We start from the raw sequence: 22,348 nt of genomic DNA on the forward strand, positions 1-22,348 counted from the left end.
GGCTTTCATGATGTTGGGCAGGGTGACGTAGCGTGGCTCGTTCAGGCGCAGGTCGGTGGTCACGATGGCAGGTAAAGTCAGCGCCAGTGTTTCCAGGCCGCCGTCGACTTCACGCGTCACGGAGACCTTGCCGTCTTCGACCACCACCCGGGAGGCGAAGGTCGCTTGCGGCCAACCCAGCAGCGCCGCCAGCATCTGGCCGGTCTGGTTGCTGTCGTCGTCGATGGCTTGCTTGCCGAGGATGATCAGTTGCGGTTGTTCCTTGTCGGCCAGGGCTTTCAGCAGCTTGGCCACGGCCAGCGGTTGCAGGTCCAGATCAGGGGCGGTTTCCACCAGGATGCCGCGGTCGGCGCCGATGGCCATGGCGGTGCGCAGGGTTTCCTGGCATTGCGTCACGCCGCAGGACACGGCGATCACTTCGGTGACCTTGCCCGCTTCCTTCAGCCGCGTGGCTTCTTCCACCGCAATTTCGTCGAACGGGTTCATCGACATCTTGACGTTGGCGATGTCCACGCCGCTGCCGTCGCTCTTGACCCGTACTTTCACGTTGTAATCTACTACCCGCTTCACGGGGACTAATACTTTCATCGCCTGGTCCTTGGAAAAATCGAATTGACGTAAACGTAAACTGAAACGCGATTATAAAAGCAAAAACTGTTTTTCGCCGAATTTTAGCACGATCGTTCTATTCAACATACCCGCAAAACATGAAATATCCCTTGTTTTTTGCTTTTCAGCATGCCCTTCCTGTCTGTCGCAAATTCATTTACAGACTCCAATAGTCCTCTCTTTTCAACCTAAAGAACACGCCAACCCATCCGTAGACTGGGAAAGTCATCGATACGCACTTAAGGGACACACATCGTTTTTGCGATGACATCTCAAGGAGGATCGGTCATGCACTCCATCAAGTTCAAAATCGCTCTTGCATTCGGTATCTGCCTGCTCATCATGGCGATCGTCGGCGGTGCCAGCATCGCAGGCATTGCGAAGCTCAACAGCAACATCAATATCGCCTACTACGGCAATACTGTTCCCATTTCGCAATTGATGGACCTTTCGGCCTCCGAATTCGATATCCGGCGACAGCTAAGGCGGATACAAGTCGTACGCGATGCGAAAATGACAGAGAAAATGTTCACTGAGGTGAAAGCGACCCAAGCCAGCATGGACCGACAATGGAAAGCCTATTACCCCGCGGGTATTTCCAGTCCTGAAGAGAGGATCATTGCCGAGAATATCTCGACCATCTATCCGAACTACAAGGTTGCCATCGACAAAGCCGTCGCAGCCTTGCTCACCGGAAATTTCGATGCCGCCGCCGCCGTGGTGGATCAAACGGTTCCCGTAGCTGAAAGTTTCCATAACGCGCTTGCAAAAGATGTCGACTACAACATCAAACAGTCGCAACAATTCATCGTCGACAGTCTGTACACCTATCAGCTATTTTTATGGGGGGCCATCAGCGCAATTTCTCTGGGCATTGCGCTGATAGTCTGCGCCATGATTTATCTGTTCAAAGCCATCTCGACGCCGTTGAATTCAGCCATCGGCCTGATGGACCGGATTGCAGACGGCGAATTGACGGGCGACATCGCCGTGACTTCGCGCGATGAATTTGCCAAACTGCTTGCCGCCTTGGGCAAGATGAAAGCCAATCTGGTCGGCATCGTTTCCGGGGTCAAAGCATCGAGCGACGCCATCTCTCAGGCCACCAACGACATTGCGCTCGACAATGCCGATCTGTCCGAACGCACCCGGCTGCAAACCGTTTCCATCAAGGAAACCACCGCCAACATGAATACCCTGACCGACACCGTCAAGCAAAATGCAGACAGCGCGCGGGAGGCGACATTACTGGCAACCAACGCTTCAAGTGTGGCCGACAAGAGCAGCGCCGCCGTCAAACGCATGCTGTCCACCATGCACGACATCAGCAACAGTTCAACCAAAATCGCCGACATCACCAATCTGATCGAGGCCATCGCCTTTCAGACCAATATTCTTGCGCTCAATGCTGCCGTCGAAGCGGCGCGGGCAGGCGAACAGGGACGAGGATTCACGGTGGTGGCCAGCGAAGTGCGGCACCTGGCGCAACGTTCATCCGCCGCCGCAAAGGAAATCAAGGAATTGATAGAAATTTCGGTCAGCACCATCAAGAATGGCGCATCTCAGGCGGAAGAAGTCGGGCACACCATGCTCGACGTACAAAAATCGATCAAACAGGTTTCCGAGATCAATGCCGAAATCGCCACCGCATCGGAGGCCCAGAAACAAGGTATCCAGACTGTCAATCAGGAAGTCCTGCAGATAGAACAGATCGCCCAGCAAAATGTGGATCTGGTCGCCAGAGTGACCGATGTCGCCAAATCGCTGGAACAACAAGCCGAACAACAGAAAAAGGACATTGCCGTATTCAAGACTTCCTGATTCTTTCGGCTTCTTCCCGTCACGTGGCGGCTCATCCCAACTGCGCGCGCGTCGGCAGACCTTCCATGTCGCCGACCACTTGGATCGCGAACGCGCCGATGCGATTGCCGCGCGCGACCGCATCAGTCATCGTCAGCCCCTCCAGCAAACCGCTGATCACGCCGACCGCGAAACCGTCGCCGGCGCCGACCGTATCGATCACTTTTTCGACCGGCACGCCGGCCACGACACCCTCCGCCCCGGCATTGCGGAAATAGGCTCCCTCCGCTCCCAGTTTGATCACTACCTGACTGACGCCGCGCTCCAGATAGAACGCGGCGATGTCGCGCGGTTCGCTGTAGCCGGTCAAAATCTTCCCCTCGCTCACACCGGGCAGCACCCAGTCCGCCTTGAACGCCAGTTCATTGAGTTTGTGCACCATCGCCTCCTGCGACGGCCACAGCATCGGGCGCAGATTCGGATCGAAGGAAATCGTCTTGCCGTTGGCGCGCATGAAGTCCAGTGCATGATGCGCAAACGCCATCGTGCTCGGCGAGAGGGCCGCTGCAATGCCGGTCGCATGCAAATGGCGCGCGCTGCGAAAATAGGCTTCGTCGAAATCGGCCTGCGACAGATGGCTGGCCGCCGATCCCTTGCGGTAATACTCGATGGCCGGATCGGCGCCATCCACGGCCTTGGCCTTGAGTTGAATCGCCGTGCGGAACTCCGGGTCGGTCGCCACGTGGCTGACATCGACGCCCTCCTGCGCGACGCGCTTGCGGATGAAACGGCCGAAAGAATCGTTGCCGACCCGGCTGACCCAACCCACCTTCAGGCCCAGGCGCGCCAGACCGATGGCGACATTGGTCTCGGCCCCGGCCAGGCGGCGCGTGTATTTCTCGACATCGGCGAAATCTCCCGCTTCGTCGGCGACAAACAACGCCAATGCTTCGCCGTACGTGACGACGTCCAGTTGTATTTGCATGAGTATGCTTCCAGATTGAATCAGGCAGATCAGGCTGAAGCCAGCATCGCCACATAATTGCGCGTCGCCGCTTCGAGATCCTTGCCGACGATGGGAAATTCGATCGCACGCTGCACGCCGCGCGGAAAATGCGAAAACAGGCGCCGCCAGACGGCGTCGTCTTCGTCGAGCGGAATCGCCCTGAGCTTGCCCTTGTCGTTCCACACGCCCTTGCAATGCACATATTGCACGTGCCCCGCCAGCGTGCGCGCCGCGACTTCCGCGTCGACGCCGCTCCAGCGCCAGTTGCCCATGTCGAAGGTCATGCCGACCGGCACGCCGGTGCCGGAACAGACCGCGAGAAAATTCGCAATCGCTTCGAGCTGGCCGCCATGTTCGGTCTGGTCGTTCTCAAGCAACAAAGGAACAGGAGCCTGCGCCACGAAACGCGACCAGTCCAGCATGTTGCTGGCCGGCGAAAAATGGCCGAGCGAAACTTTGACGAAACGCGATTGCAGTTGCTGCGCCTCCGCCATGACCTGCTCCAGTTCATCACGCGCCAGCGAACCGTCTTTGCGGAACAATTCGATCGGCGCCGAGTACACCGAAAACAGCTTGTGCCGCGCCAGCAGATCGTGCAGTTCGTCGAAATCGGGCAGCTCGACGAACAGCTCGCGGCGGATTTCCAGCCCGGCCGCGCCGGCCGCGGCAACGATGGGAACCAGATGCGCATGCCCCATCTGCCGCACGAAATCCGCACCATAGGCCGACGCCGCGACCAGCACCGGGGTTTTCATTTGATCGCGCCCGCGCCGATGAACTGGCGCGCTTCCGGCGTTTGCGGATCGGCGAAGAATTCCCTGGACGGCCGCGCTTCCCACACCTTGCCCTGATGCATGAACACGGTGAGATCGGCGACGCGCCGGGCGAATTCCATTTCGTGCGTGACAAGCAACATAGTCATTCCTCCTCTGGCGAGTTCTTCCATGACTTTCAGCACTTCCTGCGTCAACTCCGGATCCAGCGCCGAAGTCACTTCATCGAACAGCATGACCTGCGGCTCCATCGCCAGCGAACGCGCAATCGCCACGCGCTGCTGCTGGCCGCCGGACAATTGCTCCGGATAGGCGTCGCGCTTGTGATCAAGACCGACTTGCTGCAACACCTTGATCGCCGTTTCGCGGGCTTTTTCCGTCGCCACCTTCTTGACGATGCGCGGCGACAGCATGACGTTCTCCTCCACGGTCAGATGCGGGAACAGATTGTAGTGCTGGAACACCATCCCGACGTCCTTGCGCAACGCGATCAGATGCTCATGTCTGGCGGTGAGCTTGTGACCCGCAACAGTGATGCTACCACCATCAATCGTCTCCAAACCATTGATACAACGCAGCATCGTACTTTTTCCCGAACCGCTGCGTCCGATGACCGCAATGACCTGTCCGCGCTCGACGGACAGCGATATCCCATTCAAGACCTGGTTGCTGCCGAAGCTCTTGGTGATGTTGTCGATCTCAACGATGGGCATGGAATTTCCTTTCTAAAGCGGAACTGAAGCGCGACAGCGGGTAGCAAAAGACAAAATAGATCGCTGCGACAATCGGGAATACGAGGAAGGGCTGGAAAGTCGCGTTGCTGACGAGCTTGCCCGCCTGCGTCAACTCCACCAGACCGATGATGGAAGCAATCGACGTGTTCTTGACGATCTGCACCAGGAAGCCGACCGTCGGCGGCAGCGAAATGCGCGTGGCCTGCGGCAGGATCACGTAACGCAACTGCTGCCAGCGGTTCATCGCCAGCGCAGTGGACGCTTCCCACTGCGGAACCGGCACCGCTTCGATGCAACCGCGCCAGATTTCGCCCAGATAGGCGCTGGTGTAGATCGTCATCGCAATCGTCGCCGCCACCATCGGCGGCAGCTTGAAGCCGTAAATCGCCAGTCCGTAGAACGCCAGGAACAGAATGATCAGCACCGGCGTGCCCTGGATGATCTGGATATACACGGCCGACAAGGTGCGCAGGCTGCGCAGGTGCGAGGTCCGCATCAACGCCACGATGAAACCCGCCGCGCCGCCGATCACAAACGCCAGCAGCGACAGCAGCACGGTCCAGCGAGCGGCTTCCAACAGGAAGACGAACTGGTCCCAGGAAAATTCGGCAATCATCGCATCCCCCCCGGCCGCGCTACGCCAAGACGGCGGCGGCGTTTGAATACAACCAGACCAATGAGCCAGAAGCCGAGGCGGAACAGCAGCGCCAGCAAAATGTAGAGCACCATCACGATCAGGTAAATCTCGAAGCTGCGGAAGGTTTCCGCATCCAGCAGATTGGCGCTCGCGGTCAACTCTTCGGCGGAAATCGCCGACACCACGCTCGACGCCAGCATCATCAGCGTGAACTGACTGGCCAATGCCGGATAGACTTTTTCGAGAGCCGGCGTCAACACCACATGGCGAATCACCTGCCAGCGCGTCATCGCCAGCGCTTGCGCGGCCTCGATCTGCGAAGGATGAACCGCCATCATGCCGGCGCGCACGATCTCGGTCGAATACGCCCCGAGATTGACCGTCATCGCCACCAGCGCAGCGACATTGGCGTCGACTTGTATGCCCGCAGCGGGCAAGCCGAAAAAGATAATGAACAACTGCACCAGGAATGGCGTGCTGCGAATCAGTTCCACATAGGACGTGACCGCAAAGCGGGCCGGCGCCGAACCGTGAATGCTCACGATCGCCCCGAAAATCCCCACCGCCAGACCGCAGATCATCGACAGCGCGCTCAGCCGGATGGTGAGCAAGGCTCCCCATAACAACTGGTCCATGTGCTGAAAGATGAACGCAAACTGAAAATCATAAGACATCTTCTACTCCTTGCCGATGCGCCGGACCGCCATACATGACAACGGTCGGCAGAAACATCCAAGCCACAATCAACACCTGGCGCTCACAAGCCCTCATCAATAACTTGTCGTTCCGGCGAACGCCGGAACCCGGCGGCGTAGTTCACTCTATCGCGGCGATTGATCACCCCGCGTTACTACGCTGGGTCCCGGCGTTCGCCGGGACGACGTGCTATTGAATTTTCCGGTCTGATCGTGAATTGGATTGATTAAACGTTTCTTAAAATACCGGCAGGTTCGGCAGCGGCGAACCTGCCCACTTGCGGGAGATCGCGTCCAATTCGCCGTTCAGCTTGACGTAGTAGATAAAGTTGTTGAGCCATTGCTGCAGATCGAAAGCGCCCTTGCGCACGGTCATCGAGTTCGGTTGCACGGAGTAAGGGAACTTGATCTCGATCTTGCCGGCGCCGCGGGTCTTGACGATTTCGGTGGCCATGGTGTTCGGGATCGAGATCGCATCCACCTGGCCGCTCAGCAAAGCCTGCGTCACGGTCGAGTCGTCCTCGAAACGGACCAGCACGGTGCCGGCAGGCGCCAGACGGGTCAACGCGGTGTCGTTGGTGCTGCCGCGCGATACACCGACCTTCTTCTTGACCAGGTCGTTCAGGTTCTTGTACTTGGAGCCGACCGGACCGACGATGGACAATTCAAAGCCGCTGTAAGGAATCGTGAACATCACCGACTTGGCGCGCTCAGGCGTCGGCGCCAGGGTTGCGGCCAGGAAGTCGACCTTGCCGGATTCCAGTGCAGGAATACGTGCAGGCGGCACCAGTGGAACGATTTCCACCGGCAGGCCGAGGTATTTGCCGATCAGGTTGGCGACATCGACGTCATAACCGATCGGTTCGCCCTTGGCATCGACGCTGCCGAATGGCGGCGTGCCGCTGACGACGCCGATGGTGACCTTGCCTTTCTTGATCAGGTCGGCCACGGTTTGCGCGCTGGCGCTTGCCGCCGCGCCGACCGCGCATGTTGCGGCCAGCATCAGCGCGATGAATTTGGTGCTGAATAATTTTTTGATGCTCATGAATAGTCTCCTTTTCGTCGCAAGCGGTCTCGGGTAAAAGCCGCCGGCGAACGTCCTCGATAATGGGCTTGCGCCCGCTTGTTGATTGCTTCGCACTCCGGACGACGTTGCCGCTGCCGCCGACGCTCCACAAGTCATGCATCGCATGTGCATTTATTTTTTCTGGTATCGGTTCCAGAATATTCAAGGATCTTTCGATCCCGCAGAAGCCTGCGCCGGCTGGCTCGAACCACGCTGGATAAGCCTGCCGTCCAACAAAATCTCTCGACGCGGCGCGCTTTCGCCGTGAATGCGCGCCAGCAAACGTTCTATGGCGGAAAAACCGATCTCGTAAGTGGGCTGCTCGATCGTGCTGATGCCGCTGCCCACCAGCGGCGACCAGGACAACTCATCGAAACACAACAAACCGATATCTTCCGGAAACCGTAATTTCATGCTGCGCAGCGCCAGCGCGATCTGCAGCGACACCATGCCGTTGCCCGCCAGGATGGCCAACTTGGCCGCATCGCCGCGCTGGCCGCGCCGTCGCTTGAAAAAATCCTGCAGCATCGCCGCCACATGACCCGGCTGGTCGATATGCACTTCCACCGTTTCGCCATGGGCATCGGGCCGCCCCGAGATTGCCTCCAGGAAGCCGGCCTGCCGTCCCTGGCGCGAACTGACGCCATGCAGCGGTTGCACCACCAGACCGATATCGGTGTAGCCGCTGGCCAGCAGATGCTCGGTCGCCATGCGCGCTGCGCGCACATTGTCCAGTCCCACCAGATCGAAATCGCAACCCTCGATACGCCGGTCCAGCAACACCACCGGGAATGCCGTGCGTCCCAACTCCTTGAGCGGCGCCACGTTGCGCCCTTGCGTGTTGAACAGCAAACCTTCCACGCTATAGGAATGCAAGGCCGCCAGCGATTGCTTTTCGCGCTTTTCATCATTGCCGGTATTGCACAGCATGAGCGTATACCCGTGCTCCTGACAGGCCGCCTCGGCGCCGTGCAGCACCGCCACCGAATACGGATTCAGGATATCCGCCACCAGCATCCCGATCAGGCGCGTGCGGCCGCCCTTGAGGCCGCGCGCCATCTGGCTGGGCTGGTAGCCGAGCCGGGCAATCGTGCTGCGGATGCGTTCGCGCAGATGCTCCGACAAAGCGTCCAGCTCGCCACCGAGATAGCGCGAAATACTGGTTTTCGACACACCAGCCTCGCGCGCGACCTGGGCAATCGTGACCCGGCCTGCGCCGACGCTGCGCGTGTATTGCATATTGGATTTTTGTCTCACTCTACCTGCCAAATCGTTGATTGTTATCGGCTGATTTGTTCTACGGGTTCCCAGGTTTCTTTTTTATGTGAATCTTTGGAACCGGTTCCAAGATAGCAGCCGAAAAATCCTTTTGCAAACTATTTCAGATGAAAATTTTTAACAGAGGTGATGATGAAAAGACGTCGTAACGCACAAACATGTGCGTCAGGAAATTGGTGCGGAGCGATATTTCCAGCGAAGAATGCCGCGCTTATCGACAGAAGATCAGGAAAAAAATTCAGGGATGTTGCTGCGCCGCATAAACACTGCGGCGCTTCATGCGAACACGCAGTTCACGCCACCTGCAAGTCAGCGTGATGCGCCTTCACCGCTTCAAGAACGATGTCGCTCAGTTCAGGACCGCCCTCGTTCTCAACGTATTCCAGCAAAGCCCGGCGCATGCGCGGCTCCCAGAAACGCTTGAGATGCGTTGCCAGATCCTTTACCGCCTGCTCGTGGTCCGGCATGGTGGAAAAGAAGGCGCCGATCTGGTTGGCCATCTTGATCAGGTGCTGGAGATTCATGGTGCTTGCCTCTTGGATTTGTAAATATCGTTATATCTGGCCCTGGCCGCCGTTCAGCCCAGGCGCTGAGGGCCGGCGTACACGACATGGCTCTGACGCCGCACGAAGCCGACCAGCGTGACGCCGGTTTCTTTGGCCAGCCTGATCGCCAGGGCGGTCGGCGCGGAAATCGCGGCGATGAAGCCGATGCCGACCGTCGCCGCCTTCTGCACCATTTCATAACTGGCGCGACTGGTGATGATGACGGCGCCGGAAGAAAAATCCTCCTTGTCCCGCGCCAGCGCGCCGATCAGCTTGTCGAGCGCATTGTGGCGGCCGACGTCTTCGCGCACCAGCCGGATCTTGCCGTCGCGGCCCATCCAGGCGGCGGCGTGCGTGGCGCCGGTTTCCTGCTGCAATTGCTGTTGTACCTGCATGGCGTCCAGCGCGGCATGGATGGCGTCGGCAGAAAACACGGCGTCAACGCTGACCGCAGCCGGATGACGCACCGCCTGCTCCAGCGTCTCCGCGCCGCACAAACCGCAGCCGGTGCGGCCGGTCAGGTTGCGGCGCTTTTCCTTCAACGCGGCAAAGCGTTCGGTCGCCACGGTCATCTGCACCTGGATGCCTTCGGCGCCCGGCACGATTTCGCAATCATAAAGTTCGCCGGCATCGGCCAGGATGCCTTCCGTCAGCGAAAAACCGAGCGCGAAATCCTCCAGATCGGCCGGCGTGGCCATCATCACTGCATGTGAAATGCCGTTGTATTCCAGCGCAATGGGTACTTCTTCAGCGACCACGTCGCTGAAGATTTCACACTGGCCGTCGCGCCATCTCTCCACCTCGACGCGCACCGCCGTGGCAAATTCAGTAGCGGCGATAGCGTCGTCGGGCGACGGCATGGGACATGCATTCATTGACTAATCTTCTTTCAAACCTGTTTTCTGCTACTAAAAAACGACGGAAAAACAATCTCCATCGTCCCAGCCCACGCTGGGACCCAGTGGCGTCAACGCTGTCTCAACCGTCGGATGACGACGCCGGGTCCCGACTTTCGCCAGGACGACGGCTTATGCCTATTTCGTTACCAGCGGCTCCGTACCTGCCTTCTCGCCATGCAGCAAACCGAGCTGCTCACGATTGAATTGCTGGTAATGCTGCTGCCATTCGGACGGCTGCGATACCGGCATGACCTGCACCGCCGTCACCTTGTACTCGGGGCAGTTGGTGGCCCAGTCCGAGTTGTCGGTGGTGATCACGTTGGCGCCCGATTCGGGGAAGTGGAAGGTGGTGTACACCACACCCGGCTGCACCCGCTCGGTGACCGTCGCGTGCAATACCGTCTGGCCTGCACGCGATTCGATACCGACCCAGTCGCCTTCGCGGATGCCGCGGTCTTCCGCATCGTGCGGATGGATCTCCAGACGGTCCTCGCTGTGCCACTGGGAATTCTCGGTGCGCCGCGTCTGCGCGCCGACATTGTATTGCGACAGGATGCGGCCGGTGGTCAGGATCAGCGGATAGCGCTGCGTCACCTTCTCGTCGGTGGCAAAGTACTGCGTATTGAGGAACTTGCCCTTGCCGCGCACGAAACTGCCGATGTGCATGATCGGCGTGCCTTCCGGGGCGGCCTCGTTGCACGGCCACTGGATGCTGCCGAGGCGTTCCAGTTTGTCGTAACTCACGCCGTGGAAAGTCGGCGTCAGCGCCGCAATCTCATCCATGACTTCCGACGGATGATTGTACGGCATCGGGTAACCGAGCGCTTCGGCCAGCGCCACGGTGACTTCCCAGTCGGACTTGCCCGACTTCGACGGCATCACCTTGCGCACGCGCGAGATGCGGCGCTCGGCGTTGGTGAAGGTGCCGTCCTTTTCGAGGAAGGACGAACCTGGCAGGAACACGTGCGCGTACTTGGCGGTCTCGTTGAGGAACAAGTCCTGCACCACGATGCATTCCATCTCCTGCAAGGCGGCCGCAACGTGCTGGGTGTTGGGGTCGGACTGGACGATGTCCTCGCCTTCGCAATACAAGCCCTTGAAGCTGCCGTCGAGCGCGGCGTCGAACATGTTGGGAATGCGCAAACCCGGCTCCGGATCGAGCGTCACGCCCCAGGCCTGTTCAAAGGTCGAACGCACGGTCGAATCGGAGATATGGCGGTAACCCGGCAGTTCATGCGGGAACGAGCCCATGTCGCAGGAACCCTGCACGTTGTTCTGGCCGCGCAGCGGATTGACGCCCACGCCTTCGCGACCGACGTTGCCGGTCGCCATCGCCAGATTGGCGATGCCGATCACCATGGTCGAACCTTGCGCATGCTCGGTCACGCCCAGGCCGTAATAGATCGCGCCGTTGCCGCCGGTGGCGAACAGGCGTGCGGCGCCACGCAGTTCCTCCGCCGGCACGCCGCACACTTCGGCCAGGGCTTCAGGCGAGTTGTCGGGGCGCAGCACGAATTCTTTCCACTGCTCGTAGGACTGCACGTCGCAGCGTTCCCTGATGTATTCCTCGCTTTGCAGGCCTTCGGACAGGATCACGTGCGCCAGCGCGGTGATGACCGCGACGTTGGTGCCCGGGCGCAGCTTGAGGTGATAGTCGGCCTGGATATGCGGCGACTTGACCATTTCGGTCGTGCGCGGATCGATCACGATCAGTTTCGCGCCCTGGCGCAGGCGGCGCTTCATTTGCGACGCAAACACCGGATGCGCCGAGGCCGGGTTGGCGCCGATGATCATGACGACGTCGGACTTCATCACGGAATCGAACGTCTGGGTGCCGGCCGACTCGCCGAGGGTCTGCTTCAGCCCATAGCCGGTCGGCGAGTGGCAGACGCGTGCGCAGGTGTCGACATTGTTGTTGCCGAAGGCGGCGCGCACCAGCTTTTGCACCAGATAGGTTTCTTCGTTGGTGCAGCGCGAAGACGTGATGCCGCCGATCGAATCCTTGCCGTGCTTGGCCTGGATGCGACGGAATTCACTGGCGGCATAAGTCAGCGCCTCTTCCCATGACACTTCACGCCACGGATCGGTGATCTTGCTGCGGATCATTGGCGTGGTGATGCGGTCCTTGTGCGTCGCATAGCCCCAGGCGAAACGCCCCTTGACGCAGGAGTGGCCGTGATTGGCCTTGCCGTCCTTGTACGGCACCATGCGCACCACTTCGTTGCCCTTCATCTCGGCCTTGAAGGAGCAGCCTACGCCGCAATAAGCGCAGGTAGTGATTTTGCTGTGCTCAGCCTGGCCCAGCATGATCACGGTCTTCTCGGTCAGCGTCGCTGTCGGGCAAGCCTGCACGCAGGCGCCGCAAGAGACGCATTCGGACTCCATGAAACTCTCCATCTGCCCGGCCGATACGCGCGACTCAAAACCGCGGCCGTTGATGGTCAGCGCGAAGGTGCCCTGCGTTTCTTCGCAGGCGCGCACGCAGCGGTTGCAGACGATGCATTTGGACGGATCGTAAGTGAAATAAGGATTGGACTCGTCCTTCTTCATCTCCAGATGGCTTTCGCCTTCGTAGCCGTAGCGCACTTCGCGCAGGCCGACCGTGCCGGCCATGTCCTGCAATTCGCAATTGCCGTTGGTCGGGCAGGTCAGGCAGTCGAGCGGATGGTCGGAGATATACAGCTCCATGACGCCGCGACGGATATCGGCCAGCTTGGGCGTCTGCGTCTGCACCTTCATGCCGGATTCGCAGGGCGTGGTGCAGGAAGCCGGATAGCCCTTCATCTTGCGACCGTCCTTGCCTTCGATCTCGACCAGGCACAGGCGGCAGGAACCGAACGGTTCCAGGCTATCGGTGGCGCACAGCTTGGGCACGTTGATGCCCGCCTCCACCGCTGCGCGCATGACCGAAGTGCCAGCCGCGACCGTGACGCTGACCCCGTCGATTTCCAGGGTGACTTCCTGTTCGGAGACACGCGCGGGCGTGCCGTAATCTGTTTCGTTGAGCTGGTTCATGCCAACAACTCCTTGCTGAATGCGTGGACGGATGGATCAGGCGGCTTTTTCAGTCGGCGAGCCGAAATCTTCGGGGAAATGGTTGAGCGCCGACAGTACCGGATGCGGCGTCAGGCCGCCCATGGCGCACAGCGAACCGTTGAGCATGGTGTCGCACAGGTCGCGCAGCAGATGCACCTGCTGAGGCCGGTTGTCGTTCGCGATGATCTTGTCGATCACTTCGACGCCGCGCGTCGAACCGATGCGGCACGGCGTGCACTTGCCGCAGGATTCGATGGCGCAGAACTCCATCGCATAGCGCGCCTGCTGCGCCATGTCGACGCTGTCGTCGAACACCACCACGCCGCCGTGGCCGACCATCGCGCCGATGGCGGCGAAAGCCTCATAGTCCAGCGGCGTGTCGAGCTGCTGCGGCGGCAGGTAGGCGCCCAGCGGACCGCCCACCTGCACCGCGCGGATCGCCCGGCCGCTGGCCGTACCGCCGCCGAAGTCTTCCAGCAACTGGCGCAAGGTCAGGCCGAAGGCCTTCTCGACCAGACCGCCGTGTTTGACGTTGCCCGCCAACTGGAACGGCAATGTCCCGTGCGAACGGCCGACACCGTAGTTCTTGTAAAACGCCGCGCCGCGCGCCAGCACGATAGGCACGGTCGCCAGCGAAATCACGTTGTTGATCACCGTCGGCTTGCCGAACAAACCCTCCAGCGCCGGCAGCGGCGGCTTGGCGCGCACCACGCCGCGCTTGCCTTCCAGGCTTTCCAGCAGCGCCGTTTCTTCGCCGCAAATGTAGGCGCCGGCGCCCATGCGCACTTCCAGACGGAAGTTCTTGCCCGAGCCAAGGATATTGTCGCCGAGGTAAGCATGCCGGCTGGCGACGGCGATCGCCTCATTCAGCGCGGCGATGGAGTGCGGATATTCCGAGCGCACGTAAATGTAGCCCTCGGTCGCGCCGACAGCCAGACCGGCAATCGTCATGCCTTCGATCAGCATGAAAGGGTCGTCTTCCATCACCATGCGGTCGGAGAAGGTGCCCGAATCGCCTTCGTCGGCATTGCAGACGATATATTTCTGCGGCGCTTGCGCGGTCGCCACCGTCTTCCATTTGATGCCGGTCGGAAACGCCGCGCCGCCGCGGCCGCGCAAGCCGGAATCGAGCACTTCCTGAATGATGGCCTCGCCGCTCATGCCGACGGCGCGCCTCAGGCCGGCATAGCCTTCATGCGCCAGATAATCGTCCAGCGACACCGGGTCGGTGATGCCGACGCGGGCGAAAGTCAGGCGCTCCTGATACCTGAGGTAATGAATGTCTTCGGTCAGTCCCTGGGACAGCGCATGCTCGCCGCCTTGCAGGAAACCGGCGTCGAACAGGCTCGGCACGTCGGCAAAATCCACCGGACCGTAGGCCACGCGTCCTTTGTCGGTCGCCACTTCCACCAGCGGCTCCAGCCAGAACATGCCGCGCGAACCATTGCGCACGATATGGACGTCGACGCTGCGCTTCCCGGCTTCGCTGAAGATCGCGGCGGCCACATCATTGGCGCCCAAAGCAATTGCCGCGGAATCGCGCGGCACATAAACGGTGATGCTCGCAGTCGTCATTTTGCACCTCGCTTGGCTTGCAGCAACCGGTCGAGCTTGTCGACGCCGACGCGGGCGTGCAGCTCGCCGTCGACCGCCACGTTCGGACCGCAGGCGCACAAGCCCAGGCAATAGACCGACTCCAGCGTGAACTGGCCGTCGGCGGTGGTTTCATGGAAGCCGCAGCCGAGTGCTTGCTCGGCATGCCTGGCGAGTGCTTCGGAACCGACCGACTGGCAAGCCTCGGCGCGGCATACCTGCACCACATGCTTGCCGGCCGGTTGCTGGCGGAAATGATGATAGAAGGAAATCACCCCGTGCACTTCGGCGCGCGACACGTTCAGGGCGTCGGCGACCATCGGCACGGCATCGGCCGGCACGAAGCCGACGGCATCCTGGATGCCATGCAGAATCGGCAGCATGGCGCCCGGCATATGCATGCGCTCGGCGATCACATTCCTGACCGCGCCGACATCGAATGGCTGTTGTCTGTTCATTTACTCGTCTCCTGCTAAATTTGCGTCCGATGTTGCGTATGGCGCCGGCTGGCATTTCCATGCTGCAGGCGCCCCGCCGCGATCAAGGCGGCAGCGGCGAATACGGCTGTCCCTGCCTGTGCGAACGGCACGGCAAGGCGAATGGATGGGGGGAAATCAATACTGCAGAGCGCAGCGGCGACTGCGGCGGCGACAAGAACAGGCAAAGACACGGACGCTGCGCCGACAAGGGCGGCGGCGTGTTTCCTCATCGAAAACCGATCGAGCGACTTCATGTTCTCCCTGCCTATCTATATTGCATCGGGTTGGTACAGAACACTGCGGGTGAAACCGGCTGCCGCCTTTCATCGGCGGCAGCCTTGCTGCTTATTTGCTACCTGTATTCACTATAGGTCACTTGAACAAAACCACTGCCTTTTGCAAAGTCAGCGAGATGCCCCAGATCAACGGAATACCGACTGCCAGCCATGCCGCACCGATCAGTGCAGGATTGCCGCCGCGGCCTACCAGCGACATTTCCGCATCCGACAGGGCAGCGACGTTGTCCGAAGACGATTTTTCGTGCGCCAGTTGCTTTTCGCGGGCCAGTTCTTCCGGCGTCATGAAATGCTTGGCGGCAACCGGACGGACCAGCAGGTTGCAGATCAGGCCCAGCACCAGCATGCCTGCCAGGATGTACATCGTGGTGTTGTAGACCGACTCGCGCGGCATGCCCAGCGACAACTGGTATTCACGCATGTAGTTCACCACCACCGGACCGAGGATGCCGGCGGTCGCCCATGCAGTCAGCAGGCGGCCGTGGATGGCGCCGACCATTTGCGTGCCGAACAAGTCAGCCAGGTAAGCAGGCACCGTCGCAAAACCGCCGCCGTACATCGACAGGATGATGCAGACTGCGCCGACGAACAGCGCGATGCTGCCCGCCTTCGCGGACCACGGCAGGCTGACGTACAACACGAAACCCAGCACGAAGAAGATCACGTAAGTCATCTTGCGGCCGACGAAGTCGGAACACGATGCCCACACGAAACGACCGCCGATGTTGAACAGGCTGATCAGGCCGGTAAAGCCCGCCGCGATCGCTGCGATGCCCGCTTTTTGCTCAATCGACAAGTCGTTGAAGCCGACGTTGACGCCCAGCAGATGGCCGCCGAAGACTTCCTGCAGCATCGGCGACGCAATACCGATCACGCCGATGCCCGCCGACACGTTCAGGCACAGCACCAGCCATACCAGCCAGAACTGGGGAATGCCCCATACCTTGCTCACATGCACGTGGTGTTGCGTGATCATGGTGTTGGTGGTGGTCGCCGGAGGCGTCCAGCCGGCCGGCTTCCAGCCGCTCGGCGGAACGCGGTAGCCGAGGGCGCCCGCCATCATGAAGACGAAATAGATGATCGCCATCACGACAAAGGTTTCCCACACGCCAACCGATGTCGGCGTAGCGAAATGCTTCATCAGCTTGTCCGCCAGCGGACTGCCGACCAGCGCACCGCCGCCGAAGCCCATGATCGCCATGCCGGTCGCCATGCCGCGGCGGTCCGGGAACCATTTGATCAGGGTCGACACCGGCGAGATGTAACCGAGGCCGAGACCGACGCCGCCGATGACGCCGGAACCCAGCCACATCAGCCAGATCTGGTGGCTATACACGCCGAACGCGGAAATCAGCAAGCCGCCGCACCAGCACAGCGCAGACACGACGCCGGCCTTGCGCGGACCGGCGCGCTCAAGCCAGCCGCCCCAGATCGCGGCGGAAATGCCGAGCAGGACGAAGAACATCGTATACATCCACCCCAGCATGGAAATCTTCCAGTCGCATGTGGTCGAAAAAACCTGCGCAAAAAAACCTGTATCCGGAGCGCAGGCAATCGATTCCTTGATGCCGAGCGCCCTGGACAACGGCAGCCAGAATACGGAGAAACCGTAAGCCATGCCGATGCACAGGTGGATTGCGAGCGCGGCAGGCGGAACCAGCCAGCGATTGAAGCCAGGTTTGGCTATGGTGTGTTCCTTTTCCAGGAAATCGAAGGCCATTTTTCCTCCTCATTGATGTTGTGGGCCGGCAATTATATGCACGCCGAATAGATTCGGCTATTTATGCAGAAATTTGCCTATAGTTTTTATTACCTGCACGTACTTTCTCGAAGGTATCATTGAAATTCCGCATATTCAATATGCTATTTTTTTCATATTTATATGTATAAAGTCAGCATCAAGCCGCATTGGGAGATCGGCCACGGCGACGACTCCCCTTTCGACACCACCGAATTGCTGAGCCTGTTGACGGCGATCCAGCAGAGCGGTTCGATCGCCAAGGCGGCTCAGCAATTGCGCCACTCCTACCGCCACGCCTGGGGGCTGTTGCGCACCTCCGAACAATTGTTCGGCCATAGCCTGATCCAGAGCGGCCGGGGGCGCGGCACGACGCTGACGCCGTTCGCCAGCAAACTGTTGTGGGCCGACCGCATGGTCAGCGCGCGATTGTCGCCGACGCTCGACAGCCTGGCGTCGGAACTGGAAACAGAACTGGGCAAAACCGTCGAAGGCAAATCCAAGACGGTGCGCCTGAACGCCAGCCACGGCTTCGCCGTCGCCGCCCTGCTCAACCAGTTCAACCAGGCCAAGCTGCCGGTGGAAGTGCGCTATCGCCACAGCACCGACGCCGTGGCCGCGCTGTCGCGCCAGGAGTGCGACCTGGCCGGCTTCCATGTGCCGCTGGGAGAATTCGAGAAACCAGCCATCGCCACCTATGCCAAGTGGCTCAACAAGCGCAGCGATTGCCTGATCCATCTGGCGGTCCGCAACCAGGGGCTGTTTGTCGCCACCGGCAACCCGAAGAACATCCGCGACCTGTCCGACCTGACGCGCAGCGACCTGCGCTTCGTCAACCGCGAAGCCGGTTCCGGCACGCGCATGCTGCTGGAACTGATGTTGGCCGGCAGCGGCGTGTCGCACAAAAAAATCAACGGATTTGAAAATACCGAGTTCACGCATTCAGCGGTGGCCGCCTTCATCGCCAGCGGCATGGCCGATGTCGGCTTCGGCGTGCAGACGGCGTCGCAGCGCTTCGGGCTGGACTTCATCCCGCTGGTGCGCGAGCGCTATTTCTTCGCCCTGCCGACCGCCTCGCTCAACGACCCGCTGGTGCAAGCGGTGATCGGCATCCTCCAATCGGCTGCTTTCCGCAGCGTGGTCAATGAGTTGGCCGGTTACGACGGCACCGACACCGGCAAGATACAAAGCGTGCAGGAAGCGTTTGCCTGAACGGCAGTCCAAGGGTCAGCGCGCGTACACGTCCAGGTGCTTCTGCAGGAACCGCACGCACTCGCGCACCTTGGCTGAATTCTTCAGTTGCAGCGGATACACCGCGCACAGATCCGCCTCCTGAGAATAGTCCGGCAGCACGCGCGCCAGACTGCCGTCCTCAAGGCTGGAGGCGACGTCCCAGATCGAACGCAGAATGATGCCGTGGCCGTCGATTGCCCATTGGTGGATGATTTCGCCATGGTTCGACGCCAATCCGCCGGCCACCTTGACGGTTTCCGCCCCTTTGGGCCCCATCATGCGCCAGATGCCGAACGACTGGTTGCGCTCGCGGATCACCAGGCATTGATGGCGCGTCAGGTCGGACAATATCTCCGGCGCGCCGTGACGAGTCAGGTAATCGGGACTGGCGCACAGCACACGCTGGCTGCTGATGATTCGCTTGGCGAACAGGTGCGGCTCGTGCACCGGACCGACACGGATATCGAGATCGAACCCTTCATTGATCATGTCGACCTGGCGATCGAACAACTCCAACTGGATGCGCAACGCCGGATGCAGACGCGCAAACGCCGACAGCAGCGGCGACACGTATTTACGACCCAGCGCGAAACTGGTGCTGATCTTGAGCAATCCGCGCGGCACCTGCTTGGGGCTGCTCACGGTTTCCATCATCTGATCGACGTCGTCAAGAATGCGGCGCGCCCAGTCGTGCACGTTACCGCCGTCCTCGGTCATCACCACGCGACGCGTGGTGCGATGAAACAAGCGCACCCCGAGTGCGGTTTCGAGCAAGGCGATGCGTTTGCTGACATAGGCCGGCGACGCGCCGAGCTCCTTGGCCGATTCGGCGAAGCTGTTCTTGCGCGCGACCACGCAGAACAGGCGCAAATCTTCCAGCAAAGGGGCCGTGATGGCTTGATTGTTCACAATTCGTGTTTTATGAAGTAACCGATTCGTGAATTATAGCCACGCTTCCCGCCGTTATGCTTTGCATCTGGTTTTCAAGACAAAGGAGCAGACACCATGACAAAACACAAGATCGCCGTGATCGCCGGCGACGGCATCGGCCAGGAAGTGATTCCGGAAGGCTTGCGCGCCGTCGACGCGGCGGCAAAGAAATTCGGCATCGAGATCGAGTACACCCATTTCGACTGGGCGCACTGCGGCTACTACGCCCAACACGGCAAGATGATGCCGGACGACTGGTTCGATCAGTTGAAGGGATTCGAAGCGATCTTCTTCGGCGCCGTCGGCTGGCCCGCCACCGTGCCCGACCACGTCTCGCTATGGGGTTCGCTGCTGAAATTCCGCCGCGACTTCGACCTCTACGTCAACCTGCGCCCGGTGCGCCTGATGCCCGGCGTTCCCTGTCCGCTGGCCGGCCGCAAACCCGGCGACATCGATTTCTATGTCGTGCGCGAAAACACCGAGGGCGAATATTCGTCCATCGGCGGCCGCATGTATGAAGGCACCGACCGCGAAGTGGTGATCCAGGAATCCGTCTTCACGCGCCACGGCGTCGACCGCATCCTCAAATATGCTTTCGACCTCGCGCAAAGCCGTCCGAAGAAACACCTGACCTCCGCCACCAAATCCAACGGCATCGCCATCACCATGCCGTACTGGGACGAGCGTGTCGAAGCCATGGGCAAGAATTACGGCGACGTCAAATGGGACAAGTACCACATCGACATCCTGACCGCACATTTCGTGCTGAACCCGCAGCGCTTCGACGTCGTGGTCGCGCCCAACCTGTTCGGCGACATCCTGTCCGACCTCGGTCCGGCCTGCGCCGGCACCATCGGCATCGCGCCGTCGGCCAACATCAATCCCGACCGCAAACTGCCGTCGCTGTTCGAACCGGTACATGGCTCGGCGCCCGATATCGCCGGCAAGAACATCGCCAACCCGGTCGCCACCATCTGGTCCGGCGCGATGATGCTGGACTTCCTCGGCAATGGCCAGAAGCAATACAAGCAGGCGCACGACGCCATTCTGGCGGCGATCGAGAAAGTGCTGGTGGAGGGACCGAAAACGCCGGACCTCGGCGGCACCGGCGACACCACTACGGTCGGCAAAGCCATCGCCGCAGCAATCTGATGCGCTGATTGCCGGTCCCACGTCCGGATGCAGCTAGCGCTCGCCAGAAGCGCGGCTGCATCATTCAAACGGATGCCATTCCCAAGAGGAGGAGACACCATGCAACACTGGAAAACCATCGTCGCAACCACAGCCCTGTTTGCCTTCGGCGCACACGCACAAACGGCGCAACAACCGATCGTCATCAAATTCAGCCACGTCGTCGCCGCCAACACATCCAAAGGCAAGACCGCGGAATACTTCAAGAAAATCGTCGAGGAACGCACCGGCGGCCGCGTCAAGGTCGAGGTCTATCCCAACAGCCAGCTCTACAAGGACAAGGAAGAACTCGAAGCCCTGCAAATGGGCTCGGTGCAAATGCTGGCGCCGACCTTCGGCAAGTTCGGTCCGATGGGCGTACGCGAGTTCGAAGTGTTCGACCTGCCCTATCTGTTCGACAACATGGCGCAGGCGCAAAAGGTGACGCAAGGGCCGATCGGCCATGCCTTGCTGAAGAAGCTCGACGCCAAAGGCCTGACCGGCCTGGCGATGTGGGACAGCGGCTTTCTCGACTGGACCTCCAACAAGCCAATCCTGAAGCCTTCCGATATCAAGGGCATGAAGATCCGCATCCAGTCGTCCAAGGTGATCGATGCACGCACGCGCGTGGTCGGCGCACTGCCGCAGGTAATGCCGTGGTCGGAAATCTACCAGGGCTTGCAGACCGGCGTGGTCGACGGCCAGGAAAACCCGCCATCCATCGTCAGCACCGCCAAGCTGTTCGAGGTGCAGAAGTTCATGACGATCTCTGAGCACGGCTATCACGGCTATGTGTTCATCGCCTACAAGCGCTTCTGGGATTCGCTGCCCGCCGACGTCAAGCCGGTCATGGACAAGGCCGTCAAGGACGCCACCGACTATTTCAACAGCAACGCCAAGAAAGAGAACGACGATGCGCTGGAAGACATCCGGAAAACCGGCAAGATGAAAATCCTGACCATGACGCCTGAAGAAAAGAACGAATGGAAGACTATCCAGTACAAGGTCCATCGCGAAATGGAAGACCGCATCGGCAAGGACCTGATCCAGTCGATCTACAAGGAAATCGGCCGCGGCCCGGACGGCAAGTAAGCAGTAAGTACGTGGCAAGTAATTAGCAAGTAAGCATCGCTGACGCCGATACGAGCGTTGCGCAACCGGCGTTTCCCTATGGAGCGCCGGTTTTTTTTGCCTCCGCGGCAATTTCTGAAATACAGCAGCCCCATGCCGTGTTAGGATTTGCGCCGTAAAATGACCGGACGCCCTCCAGCAAACCCATGAAGATTCGACTCGCGCAATTCACTGCCGCATGGAGCGCTTATGCGCTGCTGTGGTCGGTGACGCTGCTGATCATGCTGGAAGACGACGCCGCCATGCTGGCGTTCTTGTTTTCGTGAACGCCGCACACTCACCGAACGGGACAAGATGAAATTTGCAGTACTAGCGCTGTTGCTGGTGTCGAATCAGGTTGTGGCCGCGCAATGGTCATTGCTCGGCGACAATGACTTCGGCACCTTCTTTGTCGACAAATCCAGCATCGAACGGGGCCGCAGCATCCTGCAAGCCAATATCCTGCTCAACTGGACCAAGCCGCAAGTGCTGCAAGGCCACGAAAAATACTATTCCTCGGAAGTATCGGTCGCCTACCTCGACTGCGAAAACAAGCGCATCGGCTTCGGCAGCCGCAGCATGTACCCCAAGCTGGATGCCCAGGGCGGCGCGCTGTTCTCGCCTTACCTGGCCTTTTCCGAGGTCAGGCTGCAGGATACCGTGCCCGGTTCGACCGGCGCGCAAATGATCAAATCCATCTGCAATACGAAGTAACAACCGC

Annotated in this window: 21 protein-coding genes; 5 read left to right on the forward strand and 16 right to left on the reverse strand. The window is 60.1% G+C overall.

The window, feature by feature from the left end; translation table 11 throughout:
• Nucleotides 1–588 (reverse strand): electron transfer flavoprotein subunit beta/FixA family protein (locus RV1423_RS16995; RefSeq protein ID WP_034299135.1); only part of this gene is annotated, 588 nt, incomplete at its 3' end.
• Nucleotides 589–897: 309 nt separating this feature from the next.
• On the opposite strand from RV1423_RS16995, the gene RV1423_RS17000 reads away from it, so the two are divergent.
• Entirely contained in the window at nt 898–2,430 is a 1,533-nt protein-coding gene (locus tag RV1423_RS17000; RefSeq protein ID WP_034298955.1) for a methyl-accepting chemotaxis protein, read from the forward strand.
• Nucleotides 2,431–2,461: 31 nt separating this feature from the next.
• On the opposite strand, the gene RV1423_RS17005 is transcribed toward RV1423_RS17000, so the two are convergent.
• The 14 genes from RV1423_RS17005 to RV1423_RS17070 all read right to left on the reverse strand — a co-directional run bounded on the left by RV1423_RS17005 (nt 2,462) and on the right by RV1423_RS17070 (nt 17,166).
• The gene (locus RV1423_RS17005) at nt 2,462–3,394 is read right to left on the reverse strand and encodes a sugar kinase (protein ID WP_034298958.1); all 933 of its coding nucleotides are present in this window, start codon (nt 3,392–3,394) and stop codon (nt 2,462–2,464) included.
• 29 nt (nt 3,395–3,423) lie between these two features.
• Nucleotides 3,424–4,170: a sugar phosphate isomerase/epimerase gene (locus RV1423_RS17010; protein ID WP_034298960.1), complete on the reverse strand. Its 747-nt coding sequence runs from the start codon at nt 4,168–4,170 to the stop codon at nt 3,424–3,426.
• A complete protein-coding gene (locus RV1423_RS17015; RefSeq protein ID WP_034298963.1) occupies nt 4,167–4,901 on the reverse strand; it encodes an amino acid ABC transporter ATP-binding protein in 735 nt (244 codons plus the stop codon). Before RV1423_RS17015 ends, RV1423_RS17010 begins: the two co-directional genes overlap by 4 nt.
• The gene (locus tag RV1423_RS17020; protein WP_034298966.1) at nt 4,888–5,538 is read right to left on the reverse strand and encodes an amino acid ABC transporter permease; all 651 of its coding nucleotides are present in this window, start codon (nt 5,536–5,538) and stop codon (nt 4,888–4,890) included. The genes RV1423_RS17015 and RV1423_RS17020 overlap by 14 nt, the downstream gene beginning before the upstream one ends.
• Entirely contained in the window at nt 5,535–6,233 is a 699-nt protein-coding gene (locus RV1423_RS17025; protein WP_034298969.1) for an amino acid ABC transporter permease, read from the reverse strand. The genes RV1423_RS17020 and RV1423_RS17025 overlap by 4 nt, the downstream gene beginning before the upstream one ends.
• A 259-nt stretch (nt 6,234–6,492) precedes the next feature.
• Nucleotides 6,493–7,299 carry a transporter substrate-binding domain-containing protein gene (locus tag RV1423_RS17030; protein WP_034298972.1) on the reverse strand — a complete coding sequence of 269 codons (807 nt, stop codon included), beginning with the start codon at nt 7,297–7,299 and terminating at the stop codon, nt 6,493–6,495.
• Nucleotides 7,300–7,482: 183 nt separating this feature from the next.
• Entirely contained in the window at nt 7,483–8,559 is a 1,077-nt protein-coding gene (locus tag RV1423_RS17035; RefSeq protein ID WP_034298975.1) for a LacI family DNA-binding transcriptional regulator, read from the reverse strand.
• Nucleotides 8,560–8,891: 332 nt separating this feature from the next.
• Nucleotides 8,892–9,122 carry a formate dehydrogenase subunit delta gene (locus tag RV1423_RS17040; protein ID WP_034298978.1) on the reverse strand — a complete coding sequence of 77 codons (231 nt, stop codon included), beginning with the start codon at nt 9,120–9,122 and terminating at the stop codon, nt 8,892–8,894.
• 53 nt (nt 9,123–9,175) lie between these two features.
• Nucleotides 9,176–10,018 carry a formate dehydrogenase accessory sulfurtransferase FdhD gene (gene fdhD, locus RV1423_RS17045; protein WP_034298981.1) on the reverse strand — a complete coding sequence of 281 codons (843 nt, stop codon included), beginning with the start codon at nt 10,016–10,018 and terminating at the stop codon, nt 9,176–9,178.
• 159 nt (nt 10,019–10,177) lie between these two features.
• Entirely contained in the window at nt 10,178–13,057 is a 2,880-nt protein-coding gene (gene fdhF, locus RV1423_RS17050) for a formate dehydrogenase subunit alpha (RefSeq protein ID WP_034298984.1), read from the reverse strand.
• A gap of 36 nt (nt 13,058–13,093) precedes the next feature.
• A complete protein-coding gene (locus RV1423_RS17055) occupies nt 13,094–14,653 on the reverse strand; it encodes an NADH-quinone oxidoreductase subunit NuoF (protein ID WP_034298987.1) in 1,560 nt (519 codons plus the stop codon).
• Complete coding sequence (locus RV1423_RS17060) at nt 14,650–15,129, reverse strand: formate dehydrogenase subunit gamma (protein WP_034298990.1); 480 nt, start codon at nt 15,127–15,129, stop codon at nt 14,650–14,652. The genes RV1423_RS17055 and RV1423_RS17060 overlap by 4 nt, the downstream gene beginning before the upstream one ends.
• 14 nt (nt 15,130–15,143) lie before the next feature.
• Entirely contained in the window at nt 15,144–15,404 is a 261-nt protein-coding gene (locus RV1423_RS29905; RefSeq protein WP_155835141.1) for a hypothetical protein, read from the reverse strand.
• A gap of 118 nt (nt 15,405–15,522) precedes the next feature.
• On the reverse strand, nt 15,523–17,166 hold the full coding sequence (locus RV1423_RS17070) for an OFA family MFS transporter (RefSeq protein ID WP_034298994.1): 1,644 nt from the start codon (nt 17,164–17,166) through the stop codon (nt 15,523–15,525).
• A 162-nt stretch (nt 17,167–17,328) separates the two neighbouring features.
• Here RV1423_RS17070 and RV1423_RS17075 point away from each other — a divergent pair, with 162 nt between their 5' ends.
• On the forward strand, nt 17,329–18,396 hold the full coding sequence (locus tag RV1423_RS17075) for a substrate-binding domain-containing protein (RefSeq protein ID WP_034298997.1): 1,068 nt from the start codon (nt 17,329–17,331) through the stop codon (nt 18,394–18,396).
• 15 nt (nt 18,397–18,411) lie between these two features.
• Here RV1423_RS17075 and RV1423_RS17080 read toward each other — a convergent pair whose 3' ends face one another.
• Complete coding sequence (locus RV1423_RS17080; protein ID WP_034299000.1) at nt 18,412–19,326, reverse strand: LysR substrate-binding domain-containing protein; 915 nt, start codon at nt 19,324–19,326, stop codon at nt 18,412–18,414.
• 96 nt (nt 19,327–19,422) lie between these two features.
• Here RV1423_RS17080 and RV1423_RS17085 point away from each other — a divergent pair, with 96 nt between their 5' ends.
• From RV1423_RS17085 to RV1423_RS17095, 3 genes are all read left to right on the forward strand, one after another.
• Nucleotides 19,423–20,499 (forward strand): tartrate dehydrogenase, encoded by a 1,077-nt coding sequence (locus RV1423_RS17085; RefSeq protein ID WP_034299003.1) that lies wholly within the window; start codon nt 19,423–19,425, stop codon nt 20,497–20,499.
• Between the two features lie 99 nt (nt 20,500–20,598).
• A complete protein-coding gene (locus tag RV1423_RS17090; protein WP_034299006.1) occupies nt 20,599–21,609 on the forward strand; it encodes a DctP family TRAP transporter solute-binding subunit in 1,011 nt (336 codons plus the stop codon).
• Between the two features lie 333 nt (nt 21,610–21,942).
• Nucleotides 21,943–22,341, forward strand: a complete 399-nt coding sequence (locus RV1423_RS17095; RefSeq protein ID WP_034299009.1) for a surface-adhesin E family protein — start codon at nt 21,943–21,945, stop codon at nt 22,339–22,341.
• Nucleotides 22,342–22,348: the final 7 nt, after the last annotated feature.

Source organism: Herbaspirillum sp. RV1423 (assembly GCF_000577615.1).
In the GTDB taxonomy this organism is placed as follows: domain Bacteria; phylum Pseudomonadota; class Gammaproteobacteria; order Burkholderiales; family Burkholderiaceae_D; genus Herbaspirillum.

Coding starts and splice junctions, on each gene's coding strand:
- RV1423_RS17000 (WP_034298955.1), top strand. CDS start 898: ATGCACTCCATCAAGTTCAAAATCGCTCTTGCATTCGGTATCTGCCTG.
- RV1423_RS17005 (WP_034298958.1), bottom strand. CDS start 3,394: ATGCAAATACAACTGGACGTCGTCACGTACGGCGAAGCATTGGCGTTG.
- RV1423_RS17010 (WP_034298960.1), bottom strand. CDS start 4,170: ATGAAAACCCCGGTGCTGGTCGCGGCGTCGGCCTATGGTGCGGATTTC.
- RV1423_RS17015 (WP_034298963.1), bottom strand. CDS start 4,901: ATGCCCATCGTTGAGATCGACAACATCACCAAGAGCTTCGGCAGCAAC.
- RV1423_RS17020 (WP_034298966.1), bottom strand. CDS start 5,538: ATGATTGCCGAATTTTCCTGGGACCAGTTCGTCTTCCTGTTGGAAGCC.
- RV1423_RS17025 (WP_034298969.1), bottom strand. CDS start 6,233: ATGTCTTATGATTTTCAGTTTGCGTTCATCTTTCAGCACATGGACCAG.
- RV1423_RS17030 (WP_034298972.1), bottom strand. CDS start 7,299: ATGAGCATCAAAAAATTATTCAGCACCAAATTCATCGCGCTGATGCTG.
- RV1423_RS17035 (WP_034298975.1), bottom strand. CDS start 8,559: ATGCAATACACGCGCAGCGTCGGCGCAGGCCGGGTCACGATTGCCCAG.
- RV1423_RS17040 (WP_034298978.1), bottom strand. CDS start 9,122: ATGAATCTCCAGCACCTGATCAAGATGGCCAACCAGATCGGCGCCTTC.
- fdhD (WP_034298981.1), bottom strand. CDS start 10,018: ATGAATGCATGTCCCATGCCGTCGCCCGACGACGCTATCGCCGCTACT.
- fdhF (WP_034298984.1), bottom strand. CDS start 13,057: ATGAACCAGCTCAACGAAACAGATTACGGCACGCCCGCGCGTGTCTCC.
- RV1423_RS17055 (WP_034298987.1), bottom strand. CDS start 14,653: ATGACGACTGCGAGCATCACCGTTTATGTGCCGCGCGATTCCGCGGCA.
- RV1423_RS17060 (WP_034298990.1), bottom strand. CDS start 15,129: ATGAACAGACAACAGCCATTCGATGTCGGCGCGGTCAGGAATGTGATC.
- RV1423_RS29905 (WP_155835141.1), bottom strand. CDS start 15,404: ATGAAGTCGCTCGATCGGTTTTCGATGAGGAAACACGCCGCCGCCCTT.
- RV1423_RS17070 (WP_034298994.1), bottom strand. CDS start 17,166: ATGGCCTTCGATTTCCTGGAAAAGGAACACACCATAGCCAAACCTGGC.
- RV1423_RS17075 (WP_034298997.1), top strand. CDS start 17,329: ATGTATAAAGTCAGCATCAAGCCGCATTGGGAGATCGGCCACGGCGAC.
- RV1423_RS17085 (WP_034299003.1), top strand. CDS start 19,423: ATGACAAAACACAAGATCGCCGTGATCGCCGGCGACGGCATCGGCCAG.
- RV1423_RS17090 (WP_034299006.1), top strand. CDS start 20,599: ATGCAACACTGGAAAACCATCGTCGCAACCACAGCCCTGTTTGCCTTC.
- RV1423_RS17095 (WP_034299009.1), top strand. CDS start 21,943: ATGAAATTTGCAGTACTAGCGCTGTTGCTGGTGTCGAATCAGGTTGTG.